Genomic DNA, 15,761 nt, shown 5'->3' on the forward strand with positions numbered 1-15,761 from the left:
GCGTCGCAATGTGGATAGTTCGGCAACGCAGCAAAGCCGGGAAAACCTGGACCGTAGGCGAAAAACAAAACCGCGCGCTCCGTTGTCGGAAACGCGCGGCGGTCAGTCGGTTATCTTCGATCCGGCCCGGTCAGATGCCGGGGGTCTCTGGCGAGAACTTGTCCGAAACCGGTTCGGCGAAAACTGTCACCCAGGTGCCGTTCTCATCCCGGCAGGCCGTTCCGCGAATGGCAAGATCCAGCTTGCTGAATGTCGTCTGCCGAAGGTACTGACGGCACCAGTGACCGCTTTTGCTGCGATAGGTCTTGATCGGCGTCAGAACCTCGGTCCAGTCGCCTTCCTGACCGACGAACACGGGTTCGCCGCTGACCTTCGTCTCCAGGGCTTCCTGCACTGTCTGCGCCAGAAGAACCCGTTCGGTCTCCATGTGTGCGGCGAGGGAAGACACCGCGTTGTCCATCCGCGTCTGCATCCAGTAGGTGGTGAAGGCAAATGTGCCGGCAACCATCACAAGTGCTGCCGCAATCTGGATCATGGCGCCCGTCCAGGAAACGTGTGCATGATGGCGCACAGGCGCTTCGCGCTTGGCGAATTCCCTGTCGATGAGCGCCTCGAACCTCGCCATCGATTCGTCCGGTACCGGCGCGGCAACGGCAGATTGCAGGAGCGTGTTGTCTTTCGACATCTGCTCCAGGAGGTCTTGCCCGTTGCCGGTCGCCTCGATCCGGCGAAGCAGCGCCGCACGCTCTTCTTCCGAGCCTTCCGCATCCAGGATCTTGCCGATATCCTTGGCAAGCAGGACCTGTTCGCGCTTTTCGTCAAATGTCATCACACACCCCCTGGCATGCTGCGCAGCCTGACCCCCTGCGGGGCATCGTTCGTGTCCAGCCACTCACGCAGTTTGAGCCTTGCGCGAGCAAGCCGGCTGGTGACGGTTCCGATCGGGACACCGAGTTCATCCGCCACATCCTTGTAGCTTCTGCCTTCGACGGCGATTTTCAGAAGAACCTCACGGTTGTCTTCGTCCAGTTCGCCGATGAAATCCTGAACCTTCTGAAGTTCCAGGCTGCTCGCGGCGGCTTTCGCACCATCGTAGCTTTCCTCGAAATCCAGCATAGCAAGGTCGAACAACCTGGCCCGGTTTGCGGTGTCGCGAACCGAATTGAAGTATAGGTTCTGCAAAATCCGGAACATCCAGCTATCAAGCCGGGTTGCCGGATCGAACTGATCGAGCGAGCGGATTGCACGTTCACATGTCATCTGCACCAGATCGTCTGCCTGATCCGGATTCCGGCACAGCCTTAAAGCAAAACTCCTCAGCTTCGGGAGCAGACGGATCATCTCCGTCTTTAACGTATCTTCAGACAAGGAGTTCTCCGCAAAACCGCTCTCAGGGAGACAACACCTGAGGAGAGCTTTTGATCCTGGCTTTTTTTAGACTATCTTCGGGAAGAACGAAGATCGCCCGGGTGTTGTGCATGCGAAGGTCGTAAAACCGCTCTCGACGACCAAAATAGGCCTCTGATTACAAGTTGAAACCGCAAACGATGAAACGCGCCCGCCAGATTACATTGCAAGACCGCCTCTCTGCGATGTTTCGCATGCTGCCGGGTGTTGCAGCTGCGGCAATGGTGTTCTCTTCTGTCTACTTCAGCCCCTTGATCGACATGAAGGACAGCATTGCCGCGGCCGCACAATCGCGCAGCGAGCGCGGTGAGCGCAGCAGCCGCGGCGAACGGTCAAGCCGGAGCGAGCGAAGAGATCGCGACAGCCGCAGCGAACGCTCGAACCGGAGCGAACGCAGTGACCGGGGCGAAAGCCGGGACCGGCCAGGTCGCGGTGGCGGTGATTCAGGCAGTAGTGGCGGCAATTCCGGCGGAGGCAGTTCTTCTGGCGGCGATGGTGGCAGCAACTCCGGCGGTGGCAGCAACTCCGGCGGTGGAAGCAGCTCCGGCGGCGGCAGTAAGTCTGGCGGCGGCGACAGCGGCGGCAGCAAGTCTGGTGGCGGCGACAGCGGAAGCAAGAGCTCCGGTGGCAACAGTGCAGGTGGGAATAGCTCCGGTGGGAACAGCTCCAGTTCCAGCGGCAACAGGTCAGGCGGGAACAATTCCGGCGGCAGAAGCAGCTCCGGTCGGGGCGACGAGTCCTCTTCCAGATCTTCGTCCAACCGCTCGGCAGCAAGTGATTCATTCTCTTCGGTGTCCGCATCACCCGCGAACGGCTCGAACAATCGCTCTTCCGGCCGTTCTGCCACAGAAAAGCCCGGTTCAGGCGGTTTTTTAGGTAGCATCTTTGGCGGAAGCCAGTTTAATGGTGACAGTGAGCCTTCAGGTGGATCCCTCAGCAGGAGCGAGGAACGGGAGGCGATATCGAACGGCTGGCAATAGATCCAAGAGGCGGGGTCGAATTTGATTTTTTTTGGGGGCCACGTCCCGAGAGGGGCGGTATTTCTGTTTTTTATCGCAAATTTCGTAGCGGGCTGTTCTTTATTGACCCCGCAAGACACGGTTGGATCTCTCCTGGAACCGACGCCCGTGTCAACCGGCAAACCGGCAGCCAAATTGATGGCATCCGACAAATACCGGGCGGAAAGAACGCTTCAAGCTGCGTTGGAAAAATCGGTTTCCGGCAATGCTCGAAGCTGGAAAAACCCGTCAAGCGGCGCCAGTGGCACCGCCACTCCCCTGAAGACCTGGAAAAACACTTCGGGAGACTTCTGCCGTTCCTACAGGGAGCGGATCAAACTGGCTGACGGCAGGACCATCAGCCGCAGGGGTGTCGCCTGCCGAACCGGCAATGCCGTCTGGAAAGCAGCCTAGCCGTCGAGCGTCAGCCAGTGCCTGACTGAAGCCGGGCTGCATTCAAGGCACCTTCAGCGAAAGTGCTTTTTGAAGCCAATTGTAATTCGATCAGAGCTCTCGCGGTCTTGCAAAAGCTGCCCGAAGGACTGGCCGGTTTCGCCGGCGCACAGATACACGCTAGAAAGTGGGCCGGTCGAAGAGAGGAACACCCCTGCGCCGGAAAAACACGATCAGCAGCGCCCCGGCCGCCATGCCGCCGATATGCGCGATCCAGGCGATATCGCTGTCGGACGCAATCACCGCGTTGACGAGCTGATAGACGATCCAGCCCCCCAACAGCCAGACCGCGGACAGGCGCAACGGTATCCGGCCGAGCGCCAGTACCCAGACCTTCACACGCGGATGCAGCATCAGATAAGCGGCGACCACGCCTGAAACGGCTCCGGACGCCCCGATCAACGGCACGTCCGAATTCACGTCGAGGGAGGCATAGGCCAGCCCGCCGGCGATGGCGCACAGCAGATAGAAAACAAGGTAACGCAGGTGCCCCACCGCATCTTCGATGTTGTCGCCGAACACCCACAGGAACAGCATGTTGCCGATAAGATGCATGAAGCTGCCGTGCAGAAACGAATAGGTGACCACCGACATCCAGTCCGGCAGCACCTGCAGCTCCGGCGACAGATCCCTGATATCGAACAGGACAACCGGGATCAGCCCGAAGGAGTAGGAAGAAGCGGCAACGGCCTGCTGCGAGCCTGCCCCCTGATAAAAGAGGAAGATCAGGATATTGGCCGCAATCAGGCTAAGGTTCACATAGGGGCGGGGGACATGCACCAGCCGGTTCTGATCGTGCAGGGGAAGGAACATTCAGCGCCACGCCTCCGGCAAGGGGAAGAACCGGCTTAGCGGTTTTTCCCGGGCACCCACAGAACGTCCTGCTCGCCCTTGTCGTTCAGGTAGCGCGAGGCGACGAAGAAATAGTCCGACAGACGGTTCATGTAGCGCACCGCGGCCGGATTGATCTTTTCGCGCGCCGCCAGTTCCACCATCAGCCGTTCCGCCCGCCGCGAAACAGTGCGAGCCAGATGCAGATGCGCGGCCGCAGGGCTGCCGCCGGGCAGCACGAAGGAACGCAAAGGCTTGAGCTCCGCATTGAGAACGTCAATCGCCTGTTCGATCGCCGTAACCTGGGCATCGGTGATCCGGAGCGGCTCATAGCCAAGATCCTCGTCCGTTTCCGGCGTCGCGAGATCGGCTCCCAGATCGAACAGGTCGTTCTGGATCCTGCCAAGCACCTGATCGACGTCCGGAGCCGACTGCCCGGTGTTGAGGCGGATCAGGCCGACGACGGAATTGGTTTCATCGACGGTGCCGTAAGCCTCGATCCTGAGATCGCTTTTCAAACGCCGCTCGCCTGAGCCGAGCGCTGTCGTACCGTCGTCGCCGGTCTTCGTGTAGATCTTGTTCAGAACAACCATTGTGCCCCTGTCCCTCCAGTATGATCCGGTTGTTTCATCTTCGTTTATGGGGCAACACCCTAGTGGCCGGTTCCGAAAAAGTAGAGACCGCCCATCACCAGCACAATCACCAGAAACTGAAGGCCGACACGCCAGCGCATCAGAAGCTGCGAGCGGTTGGCCGGCCCCTGCCGGAACATGTTCCAGATGCCGAGCAGCAGCACCAGGGCAACTGCGGCCATGCCGACGGGGATGAGAATATTAATCAGATCTGCCATTTCGTGTTCCTTGTTTCACCGCTGTCCGGCGCGCTCGCCGGTCGGCAGGCAGCTATTCCTCCCCGTCAGCGGCCCAGATGCAGAACCGGTCCAGCAGGCTGACCGGCAGCATCCTTTTGGCCACCGCCATGACGGTGGTGGGAATTGTGACATGATAGCGCGCCTTCGGCCTTTTTGCTTCCACCGCGTGAACCAGCCGTTTGACAACGGCCTCCGGCTGCAACTTGAACGGCCCGGGCTCACCCGCTTCCATCCGGATGCGGCGCTTCTCGTAGGTCTTACGATGGGGCGACGCCTGCAGACCATCCTCGCCGATCCAGCGATCAAAATTCGCCAGTGCGTTTCGCGTGAACCTCGTATCTATGGGTCCCGGCTCGATCAGGCTGACATGTACGCCCGTCCCCTTCAACTCCTGTCGAAGCGTGTCGGAATAGCCTTCCAGCGCGAATTTGGAGGCCGTGTAGGCGCCGCGGTACTTCAGCGCCACCAGTCCCAGTACGGACGAACATTGAACGATCCGGCCGAACCTGTTGGCGCGCATGGCGGGCACCAGTCGGCGCGTAAGATCGTGCCAGCCAATGAAATTTGCCTCGAAAAGCGACCTCATCGCCTCCGTCGGCAGGTCTTCCAAAGCTCCGGGAACCGCATAGGCACCATTGTTGAACACGGCGCTCAGCTCGCCGTCCGTCCGTTGCAAAACCTCGTTGGCGGTCGCCTCGATGCTGGCGGCGTCTTCATAGTCCAAGCGGAAGGTTTCGAATCCAAGGTCGCTCAAAAGGTCGACGTCGGCCTGCCGCCGGGCCGTTGCAAACACGCGCCAGTTACGGCCCCGCATAATATGAGCTGCGCACAGACCAATGCCGGAGGAACACCCCGTAATCAATATCGACCGGTAGGCGGGAAAACTCTCCGGATTGGCAATCATCAAACGGTAATCCTGCGGAGTGTGAGACGATCCGAATCCACTCCTATCAGATAGGTTCGCCGGAAAGCAATTTCGGCACGGGTCCCGCGAACCCGGCGGCTTCCTTGATGAACTGGGTTTTCAGGCCGGGCATCCTGTCAACAAGGCCAAGTCCGAAATCGCGAACAGCGCGCAACACGTCGTTGTCATTGGAGAACAGGCGATTGAGCACATCGGTAACGACGCCCATCTGGAACGTGTCGAACCGGCGCCAGCGCTGGTAGCGTTCCAGAACATCGAACGCACCCAGGTCCTGCCCCAGACGCCGGGCGTTGACCAGCACTTCGGCCAGCGCCGCAACATCCTTGAAGCCGAGATTGAGACCCTGGCCCGCAATCGGATGAATGCCGTGCGCGGCATCTCCGATCAGGGCGAAGCGCGGCTTGACGAAATCACGCGCCAGCTTCAGTCCCAGCGGATAGGCGCGGCGCGGACCGTCCAGTTCCAGTGTGCCGAGGTGATGGCCGAACCGGCGCTCCAGCTCCAGTTCGAACGTGAAATCGTCGGACCGCACAAGCCGGTCGGCGTCGGCTGTCTTTTCCGTCCAGACCAGCGACGACCGGTTGCCCGGTAACGGCAGGATGGCGAAGGGCCCGGCGGGCAGGAAATGTTCTTCCGCACGGCCGTTGTGCGGCCGTTCGTGCTTGACCGTGGTGACGATACCCGACTGGCCGTAGTCCCAGTTGACCGTGCGAATTCCGGCAAGGTCGCGCAGTCGGGAGCGCACGCCGTCGGCCGCCACAAGCAGCCGGCTTTTCAACAGCGAGCCGTCTTCCAGCGTCAGTTCCACATGATCGGGGTGACTGCGGAACGAATCCGCGGTGCCCGGCGCAAAAAAGGAAACGCCAAGCGCCTTGGCCGCCTTGTAGAGCGCCGGCATCATCACACCGTTCGGCATCATGTGGGCAAAGGGTTCGCCCTCCGTCGCCTCACCGCCAAAGGTCAGAAACACCGGCCGGACCGCGTCGCGAAGCTTGCTGTCGGTAACGATCATTTCGTTGATCGGCTGAGCCTCGCTTTCAATCTTCTGCCAGATGCCGAGCTGCGACAGCATACGCGAAGCAGCCGCCGCGATGGCCGAGGCGCGGGGATCCTTGTGCAGATCTTCCATCGGCTTCGGATCGACGACGGCACATGTCAGGCTGGCGTCGCCCTGCTTGAGCGCCACCGCCAGCGACAGGCCGACATAACCGCCACCTGCGATCACGACATCGAACATGTCGGGGACGCTTTTTTTTCTCGCCATCGTCTTCTTCTCCTTGCCTCAGGTTTCCCTAAAGGCATCTTGACTTTAACGTCAACTGCCGTCCAAGAGTGCGGGGTTGGGCTGCCATGACCCAAGCCAAATCACCTGCCGTCTATCTAACAGGGATCGCGCCGATGAACACGGCTATTGATACTCTTCTTCAGATACTTGACCTGGAACCGCTGGAACGCAACCTGTTCCGTGGTCGCAGCCCGCAGGTCGGCTGGCAACGTGTCTTCGGGGGACAGGTGATCGGCCAGGCACTGGTCGCCGCCTCGCGCACGGTGGTGGAAGACCGTCACGTTCACTCCCTTCACGGCTACTTTCTGAGACCCGGCGACCCGGCCGTGCCGATCATCTATGAAGTTGACCGTATCCGCGACGGCGGCAGCTTCACCACGCGGCGCGTGGTCGCGATCCAGCATGGCGAAGCGATTTTTTCCATGTCCGCATCCTTCCAGGTGAGAGAAGAGGGGCTGGAGCATCAGATCGACATGCCGGAGGTTCCGGCACCCGACGACCTGCCGAGCGAACAGGAGCTGAAGGAAAAATTCCTTTCGATGGCCCCGGAAAACATCCGCCGCTACTGGGAACGCGAACGGCCGATCGAGATGCGCCCGGTCGATATGACGCATTACTTCAGCAAGAAACCTCTGCCGCCGCAGCAATATGTCTGGGTGCGGGCGAGCGGTCCGCTTCCGGATGACGAGCGCATGCATCAGTGCGTGCTCGCCTATGCCTCCGACATGACCCTTCTGGACACCTCGCTGTTTCCCCACGGCACGTCCGTCTTCAGCCCGAAGATCCAGGCGGCCAGCCTCGACCATGCCATGTGGTTCCACCGTCCGTTCCGAGCGGACGAATGGCTGCTCTACGCCACCGACAGCACCTCATCCTCCGGCTCGCGCGGCATGAACCGCGGCTCTCTCTTCACCAGAGACGGCGTCCTGATCGCCTCGACCGCCCAGGAAGGGTTGATCCGGTTGCGCAAGAAGGATTGAGTTTCCTGAAGTTTCACAAATTCGCCTCTCTCTTACGACCTCATCCTGAGGAGGGCCATCAGGTCCGTCTCGAAGGATGGGCCTCTTGCTCCTGTGGGTGCCGCCCATCCTTCGAGACGCCGCTTCGCGGCTTCTCAGGATGAGGGATCCCTTTGGAAGTGGGTCGGCGTATCGCGGGTCTGCGACCTACCTCACCGGACTTGTAAACCCTGACACAGCCAGCGGATTGTCGGTGAGGGCCTGGTGGTCCGGCGTGTCGGGCAGCAAGGCGCCCGAGAAAGCTTCGAACATGCGCCGGACGAAGCCTTCCGGCAGATCCCTGGTGATGAACACCATTCGGGTGCGCCGATCCTGATCCGGCCAGGCTTCCAGAGTCGCCGGCGGATGGAAGACGTGCTGGACGCCGTGGATCACCACGGGCCGTTCAGGGTCTTCGGCCAGTTGCACGATGCCCTTGACCCGAAGCAGTTTCGGGCCGTGCGCCGAACGCAGCAGGTCGAGAAACATTTCCAACGCGGACGCCGGGACCGGACGGTCGGTCGACAAGGTGAAGGCCCGGATGGCATCGCTGTGCCGGTTCACATCATGGGCATGATCATGATGGTGGCCGTGGTGATCCCCGTGCGAATGGCCATGCGAGTGATCATGACCGTGATGGTGGCCATGCTGCTGGTCTTCGTAGGCTTCCGCGTTCAGCCAGGCAGCCACGTCCGGGATCTTGCTCTTGGGATCGTAGAGCCCAGCGTTGAAAAGATTCTCCACCGTTGCATCATCCGCCTGCGCCTCCAGCCGGCGGGCGCCGGGATTGAGCTGCTGCAAACGCTGCTTGAGCGCGTCGAAAGAGGCACGCGCCTCATCGCCTTCAAGCAGATCGGTCTTGGTGAAAACCAGCCGGTCTGCAACCGCGGCCTGCTTGCGCGCTTCTTCGTGATTGTCGAGGGTCGACAGGCCGTTGACCGCATCCACCAGCGTGATCACGCTGTCGAGCCGGTAGCGCATCAGCAGATAGGGATGCAGCATGACCGTGTGCAGGATCGGCGCCGGGTCCGCCAGCCCCGTCGTCTCGATGATCACGCGGTTGAGCCTGTCCATACGGCCGTTGTCGAGCCGGCGCAGAAGATTTTCCAGCGTGGTGACCAGATCGCCGCGAATGGTGCAGCACAGGCAGCCGGAGGCAAGCTCCACGATGCCGTCGCCGGCCTGATCGACAAACAGATGGTCCAGCCCGATTTCGCCGAATTCATTGATGATGACCGCCGTGTCCGCCATCGACGGATCCTTCAGGATCCGGTTGAGGAGCGTCGTCTTGCCCGACCCCAGAAAGCCCGTCAGGACGGACAAGGGAATGGGGGGCTTCGGGCCCTTGGGTTTTTGTCCTTCGGAAACCGGTGTCGGCGAGGCCATGGTTCGTCTCCAGATGCAATCGCCGTTCCTGGATCGGACCCGGCTGCCTTTCCGCAGACACATAGGCAGAAAGGCGGGTCAGCGCAAATGCTGCTCCCGCCACGTCGGTGTGTTCACTTGAAAAATTGTCTGGCGAGCGCCGAATCAGCCCGCGTTGAGAACGATGTCTTCTTCTTCGGAAACCGCTTCGGCGTCCTTCTTGTCCATCGCGATGATCTTCTTGTCCGCATCATCCTCGGACAGGGTCATGGGGGTCAGATCCTGGACGATATCCGCTTCTCCAGCTTCCAGCTCCGCTTCGTCGTCGGCGTCAGCCTCGAAACCGAAGTCGTCCGCTTCGTCTTCCGCCTCGACATCAACGACAAGCCGGACAGCCTCGGCCGCCTTTCGCAAGGTGGCGATCACATGGTCGACCGAAACCCCTTCCTCCAGTTGATTGGCGGAAAGCTCAGCAAGGCTGGCAAGAGCCCGGATGGTGGCGGTGGATCTCGGTTCAATCATCATGCGATCTCTCGACCTGTTGTACCGGCATATTCTGTGCCGCAGAGGCATTTTGTCATCCGGCAGGGAGCACGCCTTTGCCAGAAAAATGCTTACTTCAGTGTTAAGGAGTAGCGTAAATAAAAGGTTAACCCTGTTAACCGAAACGCTAAACCACCGGTACGGTCAGAGATCTGATGTCGATTTACTTGCGGGGACTTGGCGAGGGAACCGGAACGGTGAAGTCCAGGCCCTTGCGGAAGATCGAACCGGGCGACGACTTGGACAGGTCGGCGGCGGCACCCGGGCGGGCCGCACCATCGCCGGTCTGCGGAATGGCACCCGCCGCCTTGGCATCGGCCGTGAACTGCATCTTGGCGCGAATTTCATTTTCCGCACGCCGCACGGGATTGGCAACCGGCAGCGGTATATCCTCCGGAGCTATATCGTCCCCCGTAATCGCGGCCACAGCGTCGTCAGCCGCGCTGGCAGGAACCGTTCCCGGACTGGCGGAAGGTGAGCCTTTCGGGTTACCGAGACCGACATCCAGCGGACGATAGGCGATCCGGCGCGGGCCGAGGGTGCGGTCGAGGATTTTGGCCCAGTCCGGCTTGCCGTTCGACAGCATGAAACCGCTGTCATCCAGCTTGTCTTCGTCGGTTTTGTCGGCCTTTGCAAAAAACAGGAAACCGCCCTGCTTTTCCTTTTCCATGTCAAACCGGGCCATGTAGCCCTTCGGACCCGGGCTCTTGTTGCGCCGGCAATATCCGTCGGCGGGCGGGTTGCCGGAGGAGCCCGTAAGGCTTGTAATGTTGCGTCCGCCCCGCTTGCGAAAACCTTCGTCAAAGAGCTGACGGGCAAACGCCGTGCGCTCCAGACCCGAACCGGCACCGAGGATGATCGCGATCAGCGTCTTGGTGCCGCGCGTCGCGGAGGCGGCAACATTGTAGCCGGAGTTGCAGATGTAGCCGGTCTTCATGCCGTTGGCCCCGGGCACGCGCAACAGGAACTCGCGGTTCGCGGAGCGCAGCGTCTTTTTGCCGAAGCGGATTCCAGGATGGTCGTAATAGTTGCGGGCTTCAGGAAAATCCCGGCGAAGCGCAAGGGCCAGAATGGCAAGGTCGCGCGCCGTGGTCACCTGCCGGTTATCGGGCAGGCCATGCGGATTGTAAAAGCGGGTGTTGGTCATCCCGAGGCGCTGAGCTTCCGCATTCATCATGGCGATGAACCCGGCTTCGGATCCTCCTATCGCCTCACCGAGAGCAACCGCGACATCGTTTGCGGACTTGATCAGAATGATTTTCAAAGCCGTGTCGACGGTAAACCGGGTTCCGACCTTGAACCCCATCTTGCTGGGAGGTTCGGCCGCCGAGTTCTTCGATTGCACCACGGCGCTGTCGAGCGAAGCACGGCCTTCGCGGATCGCCTTGAAGGTGACATAGGCGGTCATGAGCTTGGTAAGCGAGGCCGGATACCACTTGCGCGTGGCGTTTTCCTCTTCGATCACGGCGCCGGAACTTGCATCGATCAGGACATAGGCACCTATATCCGCCCGCGCCTGGCTGATGGCCAGACTCATCACAAGAACGGTTACGGTCAGACATACGGAAGTCAGGCGGCCAAACGGGCTTAAAAACACGGTTTCCCTCGCTTGTCATCCGTCGGATGACGCGTCGCAATTGGGCAGAGGCAGTATGAATAGCTGCTGTTCTCTTAAAAAACCGGAACATGATGGCGAGAGCAAGCCCTTCCTGAAAACCACTCCACGCCAATCTTTCTTGCATTTGCCCTATTTTTAGGCAGTTTTTGCAAACGGAGATTGATAAGCTTCGGGAAACAGAGCCTTTTTTGTACTGGCTTCGCCCGGCGTTTCCAATTGCCGGCCTTGGCCCGGCTCTTGCTAAGATTGCCAAGGGCATATTGCCTATTGCGGCCCGGGGTCAGTCTGGACCAATTTGAACAGATGTGAAAAATAACAATGACTGGATGAGCCCGCAGGGGGGGCGGTCAAGCGATGTATGATGCTGGTCTGGCATCAGAAACGGCCGGAAAGGCCATCGTCCTGCAGCGCGTGAAGGGCATTGGCAAGGTCTGCTTTGCAGCGCGGGAAGGCAAAACCCGTTTGACCGACCTTTACCAGAGCGGGTCTGCAAAGGTCCGCCTGCCCAAGGTCTATGACACCCCCGCCACAGCCGTTCTCATCAACACTGCCGGCGGCCTCACCGGAGGCGACAAGCTCGCCTATGAAGTTGGCGCCGATGCCGGCGTACACGTAATCGTGACCAGCCAGACCGCCGAACGCGCGTATCGCAGCCCGGGCGGTACCGCCGAAGTGAGCGGTTTTTTCACCGTCGGAGCCGGTGCGACCCTGGAATGGCTGCCTCAGGAAACCATCCTGTTTGATGCCTCGCGCCTCCGCCGGACGCTGCGGGCCGACCTGGAAGGCGATGCCAGGCTGATGATGGTGGAATCCTTCGTTCTCGGCCGCAAGGCGATGGGCGAACAGGTCAAATCCGTTTTCTATCGGGACAGTTGGCGCATCCGCAGGGACGGCAAGCTGATCTTCGCCGATGACATCCGTCTGGATGGCGACCCGGCCGCAGCTCTGACCGGTCCTGCCACCGCTGCGGGCGCCCTGGCGGCCGCAACCTTTGTCGACTGCTCCGCCGATGCCGAAGACAGGCTGTCCCGGGCAAGAGACTTGATCGATGCCCTGCCGGAGGGAACCGTCCAGGCGGCCGCCAGCGCCTGGAACGGCTTGCTGATCTCCCGGTTTGTGTCCAATGATGGCCGCAGCTTGCGCGCGGCCCTGATGTCGTTTCTCACCGGATATCGAATGACCGCGCTGCCGCGCGTCTGGTATTGCTGATTTGGAGGACTTTCTTTCATGAATCTGACGCCCCGCGAAAAGGACAAGTTGCTCATTTCCATGGCCGCGATGGTCGCCCGCCGCCGTCTGGAGCGCGGCGTGAAGCTCAACCACCCTGAAGCCGTCGCCCTGATCACCGACTTCGTGGTGGAAGGCGCTCGCGACGGGCGCACCGTTGCCGACCTTATGTCGGCAGGCGCCAAGGTGCTGACGCGCGACCAGGTGATGGAAGGCGTGTCCGAGATGATCCACGATGTTCAGGTCGAGGCAACCTTTCCCGACGGTACCAAACTCGTGACCGTGCACGAGCCGATCCGCTGACCGCGATTTCCAAGGAGACGAGCATGATCCCCGGAGAACTGTTTCCCGCCGACGGCGAGATCGAACTGAACGCAGGCCTCGAGACACTCACGCTGGAAGTCGCCAACACCGGCGACCGTCCGATCCAGGTCGGCAGCCACTATCACTTTTTCGAAACAAACGAAGGCCTCTCCTTCGACCGCGGCAAGACACGCGGCATGCGCCTCGATATCCCCGCCGGCACAGCCGTGCGCTTCGAACCCGGTCAATCCAGACTGGTGACGCTGGTGCCATATGGCGGCAACCGCACGGTCTACGGCTTCAACCAGAAGGTCATGGGCGAATTGTGATCAGATCTGCACCCACTCTTTCGTCATGGCTTTTCGGGCTTGGCCTCGTTCTGGCCGGTCCGGTTGCCGCACAGGAAACACCCAACTGCGAGAATGCCATGACGCAGTCGGAAATGACCCAGTGCGCCAACCTCGACTGGCTGAGAGCGGATGCGGAGCTGAACGCGGTCTACAGATCCGCAATGGAAAAGATGACGGAGACCGACGCCTACCTGCCGGAAGGGCTGAAAGGGGCAGTCGAGACGCTGCGCGAAGCCCAGCGCGCCTGGATTCCCTATCGCGACAAGGCCTGCGACGCCTACGGCTTTCTGGCCCGCGGCGGAACCATGGAACCCATGCTGGTCTACGGCTGCCGGGCCGACCTCACGCGCAGCCGCATCGACGAATTGAGACAGCTTGAGCAAGGTCTGGGGAACTGATGCCTGTGCGCAGCCTGATCCCTCCTGCTATCGCCCTGTTTCTGGCCACCGTCGGCAGCGCGGGTGCCCAGGAAGAGACTGTCAAGGACAACATCGACTGCGGCTATCCGCTGACCAATGCCGAACGCAGCTTTTGTGCCGACAAGGCCCTGAAGGAAGCCGACGCACGCATGCAGGAAGCCTTCGACCGCCTGCGTGTCAGGCTGGTGGAGATCGATGCCGATCTGCCGGACCACCTGAAGGGCGCACCGGCCAGCCTCGATGAAGCCCAGGCTGCCTGGAAGACTTACGCCGACAAGGATTGCACCGCCTACAGCTACCCTTTCAAGGGCGGCACACGAGGCAACGAACTTTACCGGAACTGCCTGATTGTCCTCACCATGAAACGCACCGAAGACCTGGATGCGACGGTTGAGGACTACGCGAATTAAACACACCGATTTCTGATCGCCGATTGGAGACTATATATGGCCTACAAGATGCCCCGCGCCGCTTATGCGGACATGTTCGGACCGACAACCGGCGACAGGCTGCGCCTTGCGGATACCGATCTCATCGTCGAGGTGGAAAAGGATTTCACCACCTATGGCGATGAGGTGAAATTCGGTGGCGGCAAGGTCATCCGCGACGGTATGGGCCAGTCTCAGGCACCGCGTTCCGCCGGTGCGGTCGATACGGTCATCACCAACGTGCTGATCATCGATCACTGGGGCATCGTCAAGGCCGATGTCGGCCTGAAGGACGGCCGGATCGTCGGCATCGGCAAGGCCGGCAACCCGGATGTGCAGAACGGTGTCGACATCATCGTCGGACCCGGTACCGAGGCGATTGCCGGCGAGGGCAAGATCCTCACCGCGGGGTCCATCGACGCCCACATCCATTTCATCTGCCCGCAGCAGGTTGACGAAGCCCTGTGCTCCGGTGTGACCACCATGATCGGTGGCGGCACCGGCCCGGCCACCGGCACGAACGCGACCACCTGTACGCCCGGTCCCTGGCACATCACGCGGATGCTTCAGGCGGCCGAAAGCTTTCCAATGAACCTTCTCTTCGCTGGCAAGGGCAATGCGTCTCTGCCCGCCGCTCTGGAAGAGCAGGTGATGGCAGGCGCGGGCGCCCTGAAGATCCATGAAGACTGGGGGTCAACACCGGCGACCATCGACAACTGTCTGTCGGTTGCCGATGAGTACGACGTTCAGGTGATGATCCACACCGACACCTTGAACGAATCCGGCTTTGTCGAGAACACCACCGCCGCGTTCAAGAACCGCACCATCCATGCCTTCCATACGGAAGGGGCCGGTGGCGGCCATGCGCCGGACATCATCAAGGTGGTGGGCGAACCCAATGTCATTCCGTCCTCCACCAATCCGACCCGGCCCTATACCATCAACACGCTGGAAGAGCATCTCGACATGCTCATGGTCTGCCACCACCTGCACAAGGACATTCCGGAGGACGTTGCTTTCGCTGAAAGCCGGATCCGAAAGGAAACCATTGCGGCGGAAGACATTCTCCACGACATGGGCGCCTTTTCGATCATTTCCTCCGACAGCCAGGCCATGGGCCGTGTTGGCGAAATCATCATCCGCACCATGCAGACCGCCCACAAGATGAAGGTGCAGCGCGGCCGTCTTGCTGATGAAACCGGTGATAACGACAACTTCCGTGTCAAGCGCTACATCGCCAAGACCACCATCAACCCGGCCATCGCCCACGGCCTGGACGAGTACATCGGCTCTGTCGAAGTCGGCAAGCTGGCGGATCTGGTTCTGTGGGACCCGCAATTCTTCGGCATCAAACCCTCGCTGGTGCTCAAGCTCGGCTCCATCGCGACCGCCCCGATGGGCGATCCGAACGGCTCCATCCCCACGCCGCAACCGGTCCATTACCGGCCGATGTTCGCCTCCTATGGCAAGATGCTGACGCACAGCCGCGTCACCTTCGTGTCCCAGGCGGCTTACGACACCGGCGTCAAGCACAAAGCAGGCCTCGACAGCCTGGTGCTTCCGGTCAAGAACACCCGTGGCGGGATCTCGAAAAAGTCGATGATTCACAACAACATGATGCCCGAAATCGAAGTGCATCCGGAGACCTACGAGGTTCGCGCGGATGGCGAACTGCTGACCTGCGAACCTGCCGAAGTGCTGCCGATGGCCCAGCGCTACTTCCTGTTCTAAGTACCGGAC

At 60.6% G+C, this 15,761-nt stretch carries 19 protein-coding genes; 8 read left to right on the forward strand and 11 right to left on the reverse strand.

Going from position 1 to position 15,761, the window contains the following annotated elements; all coding sequences use genetic code 11:
* Positions 1 to 130 precede the first annotated feature (130 nt).
* The 3 genes from V1T76_RS13805 to V1T76_RS13815 form a co-directional block, all read right to left on the reverse strand.
* On the reverse strand, positions 131 to 829 hold the full coding sequence (locus V1T76_RS13805; RefSeq protein ID WP_330561223.1) for a hypothetical protein: 699 nt from the start codon (positions 827 to 829) through the stop codon (positions 131 to 133).
* The gene (locus tag V1T76_RS13810) at positions 829 to 1,368 is read right to left on the reverse strand and encodes an RNA polymerase sigma factor (RefSeq protein ID WP_330561224.1); all 540 of its coding nucleotides are present in this window, start codon (positions 1,366 to 1,368) and stop codon (positions 829 to 831) included. Before V1T76_RS13810 ends, V1T76_RS13805 begins: the two co-directional genes overlap by 1 nt.
* Positions 1,369 to 1,645: 277 nt before the next feature.
* Positions 1,646 to 2,230: a hypothetical protein gene (locus V1T76_RS13815; RefSeq protein ID WP_330561225.1), complete on the reverse strand. Its 585-nt coding sequence runs from the start codon at positions 2,228 to 2,230 to the stop codon at positions 1,646 to 1,648.
* A gap of 334 nt (positions 2,231 to 2,564) precedes the next feature.
* Between V1T76_RS13815 and V1T76_RS13820 the strand changes: the two genes are divergently transcribed.
* Positions 2,565 to 2,819, forward strand: a complete 255-nt coding sequence (locus tag V1T76_RS13820; protein ID WP_330561226.1) for an RT0821/Lpp0805 family surface protein — start codon at positions 2,565 to 2,567, stop codon at positions 2,817 to 2,819.
* Positions 2,820 to 2,978: 159 nt separating this feature from the next.
* On the opposite strand, the gene V1T76_RS13825 is transcribed toward V1T76_RS13820, so the two are convergent.
* Genes V1T76_RS13825 through V1T76_RS13845 form a run of 5 tightly spaced genes read right to left on the reverse strand, consistent with a single transcriptional unit; the run spans position 2,979 to position 6,749 of the window.
* Positions 2,979 to 3,671, reverse strand: a complete 693-nt coding sequence (locus tag V1T76_RS13825; protein WP_330561227.1) for a rhomboid family intramembrane serine protease — start codon at positions 3,669 to 3,671, stop codon at positions 2,979 to 2,981.
* Between the two features lie 35 nt (positions 3,672 to 3,706).
* Positions 3,707 to 4,282 carry a cob(I)yrinic acid a,c-diamide adenosyltransferase gene (locus V1T76_RS13830; RefSeq protein WP_330561229.1) on the reverse strand — a complete coding sequence of 192 codons (576 nt, stop codon included), beginning with the start codon at positions 4,280 to 4,282 and terminating at the stop codon, positions 3,707 to 3,709.
* A gap of 59 nt (positions 4,283 to 4,341) precedes the next feature.
* Complete coding sequence (locus V1T76_RS13835) at positions 4,342 to 4,539, reverse strand: twin transmembrane helix small protein (protein WP_330561230.1); 198 nt, start codon at positions 4,537 to 4,539, stop codon at positions 4,342 to 4,344.
* A 52-nt stretch (positions 4,540 to 4,591) separates the two neighbouring features.
* Positions 4,592 to 5,464 (reverse strand): SDR family NAD(P)-dependent oxidoreductase, encoded by an 873-nt coding sequence (locus V1T76_RS13840; protein WP_330561231.1) that lies wholly within the window; start codon positions 5,462 to 5,464, stop codon positions 4,592 to 4,594.
* 46 nt (positions 5,465 to 5,510) lie between these two features.
* Positions 5,511 to 6,749, reverse strand: a complete 1,239-nt coding sequence (locus V1T76_RS13845) for a ubiquinone biosynthesis hydroxylase (protein ID WP_330561232.1) — start codon at positions 6,747 to 6,749, stop codon at positions 5,511 to 5,513.
* Positions 6,750 to 6,883: 134 nt separating this feature from the next.
* Here V1T76_RS13845 and tesB point away from each other — a divergent pair, with 134 nt between their 5' ends.
* Positions 6,884 to 7,750 carry an acyl-CoA thioesterase II gene (tesB, locus tag V1T76_RS13850; RefSeq protein WP_330561233.1) on the forward strand — a complete coding sequence of 289 codons (867 nt, stop codon included), beginning with the start codon at positions 6,884 to 6,886 and terminating at the stop codon, positions 7,748 to 7,750.
* Between the two features lie 186 nt (positions 7,751 to 7,936).
* On the opposite strand, the gene V1T76_RS13855 is transcribed toward tesB, so the two are convergent.
* From V1T76_RS13855 to V1T76_RS13865, 3 genes are all read right to left on the reverse strand, one after another.
* The gene (locus V1T76_RS13855) at positions 7,937 to 9,154 is read right to left on the reverse strand and encodes a CobW family GTP-binding protein (protein ID WP_330561234.1); all 1,218 of its coding nucleotides are present in this window, start codon (positions 9,152 to 9,154) and stop codon (positions 7,937 to 7,939) included.
* 144 nt (positions 9,155 to 9,298) lie between these two features.
* Positions 9,299 to 9,658 carry a hypothetical protein gene (locus V1T76_RS13860; RefSeq protein ID WP_330561235.1) on the reverse strand — a complete coding sequence of 120 codons (360 nt, stop codon included), beginning with the start codon at positions 9,656 to 9,658 and terminating at the stop codon, positions 9,299 to 9,301.
* Between the two features lie 181 nt (positions 9,659 to 9,839).
* A complete protein-coding gene (locus V1T76_RS13865) occupies positions 9,840 to 11,273 on the reverse strand; it encodes a D-alanyl-D-alanine carboxypeptidase family protein (protein WP_330561236.1) in 1,434 nt (477 codons plus the stop codon).
* 375 nt (positions 11,274 to 11,648) lie between these two features.
* On the opposite strand from V1T76_RS13865, the gene V1T76_RS13870 reads away from it, so the two are divergent.
* Genes V1T76_RS13870 through ureC form a run of 6 tightly spaced genes read left to right on the forward strand, consistent with a single transcriptional unit; the run spans position 11,649 to position 15,752 of the window.
* Positions 11,649 to 12,503 carry an urease accessory protein UreD gene (locus V1T76_RS13870; protein WP_330561237.1) on the forward strand — a complete coding sequence of 285 codons (855 nt, stop codon included), beginning with the start codon at positions 11,649 to 11,651 and terminating at the stop codon, positions 12,501 to 12,503.
* An 18-nt stretch (positions 12,504 to 12,521) separates the two neighbouring features.
* Positions 12,522 to 12,824 carry an urease subunit gamma gene (locus V1T76_RS13875; RefSeq protein ID WP_006936842.1) on the forward strand — a complete coding sequence of 101 codons (303 nt, stop codon included), beginning with the start codon at positions 12,522 to 12,524 and terminating at the stop codon, positions 12,822 to 12,824.
* A gap of 23 nt (positions 12,825 to 12,847) precedes the next feature.
* Positions 12,848 to 13,153, forward strand: a complete 306-nt coding sequence (locus V1T76_RS13880) for an urease subunit beta (protein ID WP_006936844.1) — start codon at positions 12,848 to 12,850, stop codon at positions 13,151 to 13,153.
* Positions 13,150 to 13,572: a lysozyme inhibitor LprI family protein gene (locus V1T76_RS13885; RefSeq protein WP_330561239.1), complete on the forward strand. Its 423-nt coding sequence runs from the start codon at positions 13,150 to 13,152 to the stop codon at positions 13,570 to 13,572. Before V1T76_RS13880 ends, V1T76_RS13885 begins: the two co-directional genes overlap by 4 nt.
* Positions 13,572 to 14,003 (forward strand): lysozyme inhibitor LprI family protein, encoded by a 432-nt coding sequence (locus V1T76_RS13890; RefSeq protein WP_330561240.1) that lies wholly within the window; start codon positions 13,572 to 13,574, stop codon positions 14,001 to 14,003. The genes V1T76_RS13885 and V1T76_RS13890 overlap by 1 nt, the downstream gene beginning before the upstream one ends.
* Positions 14,004 to 14,039: 36 nt before the next feature.
* Positions 14,040 to 15,752 carry an urease subunit alpha gene (gene ureC, locus V1T76_RS13895; RefSeq protein WP_330561241.1) on the forward strand — a complete coding sequence of 571 codons (1,713 nt, stop codon included), beginning with the start codon at positions 14,040 to 14,042 and terminating at the stop codon, positions 15,750 to 15,752.
* Positions 15,753 to 15,761: the final 9 nt, after the last annotated feature.

The organism is Roseibium sp. FZY0029, assembly GCF_036350355.1.
Lineage (GTDB): Bacteria > Pseudomonadota > Alphaproteobacteria > Rhizobiales > Stappiaceae > Roseibium.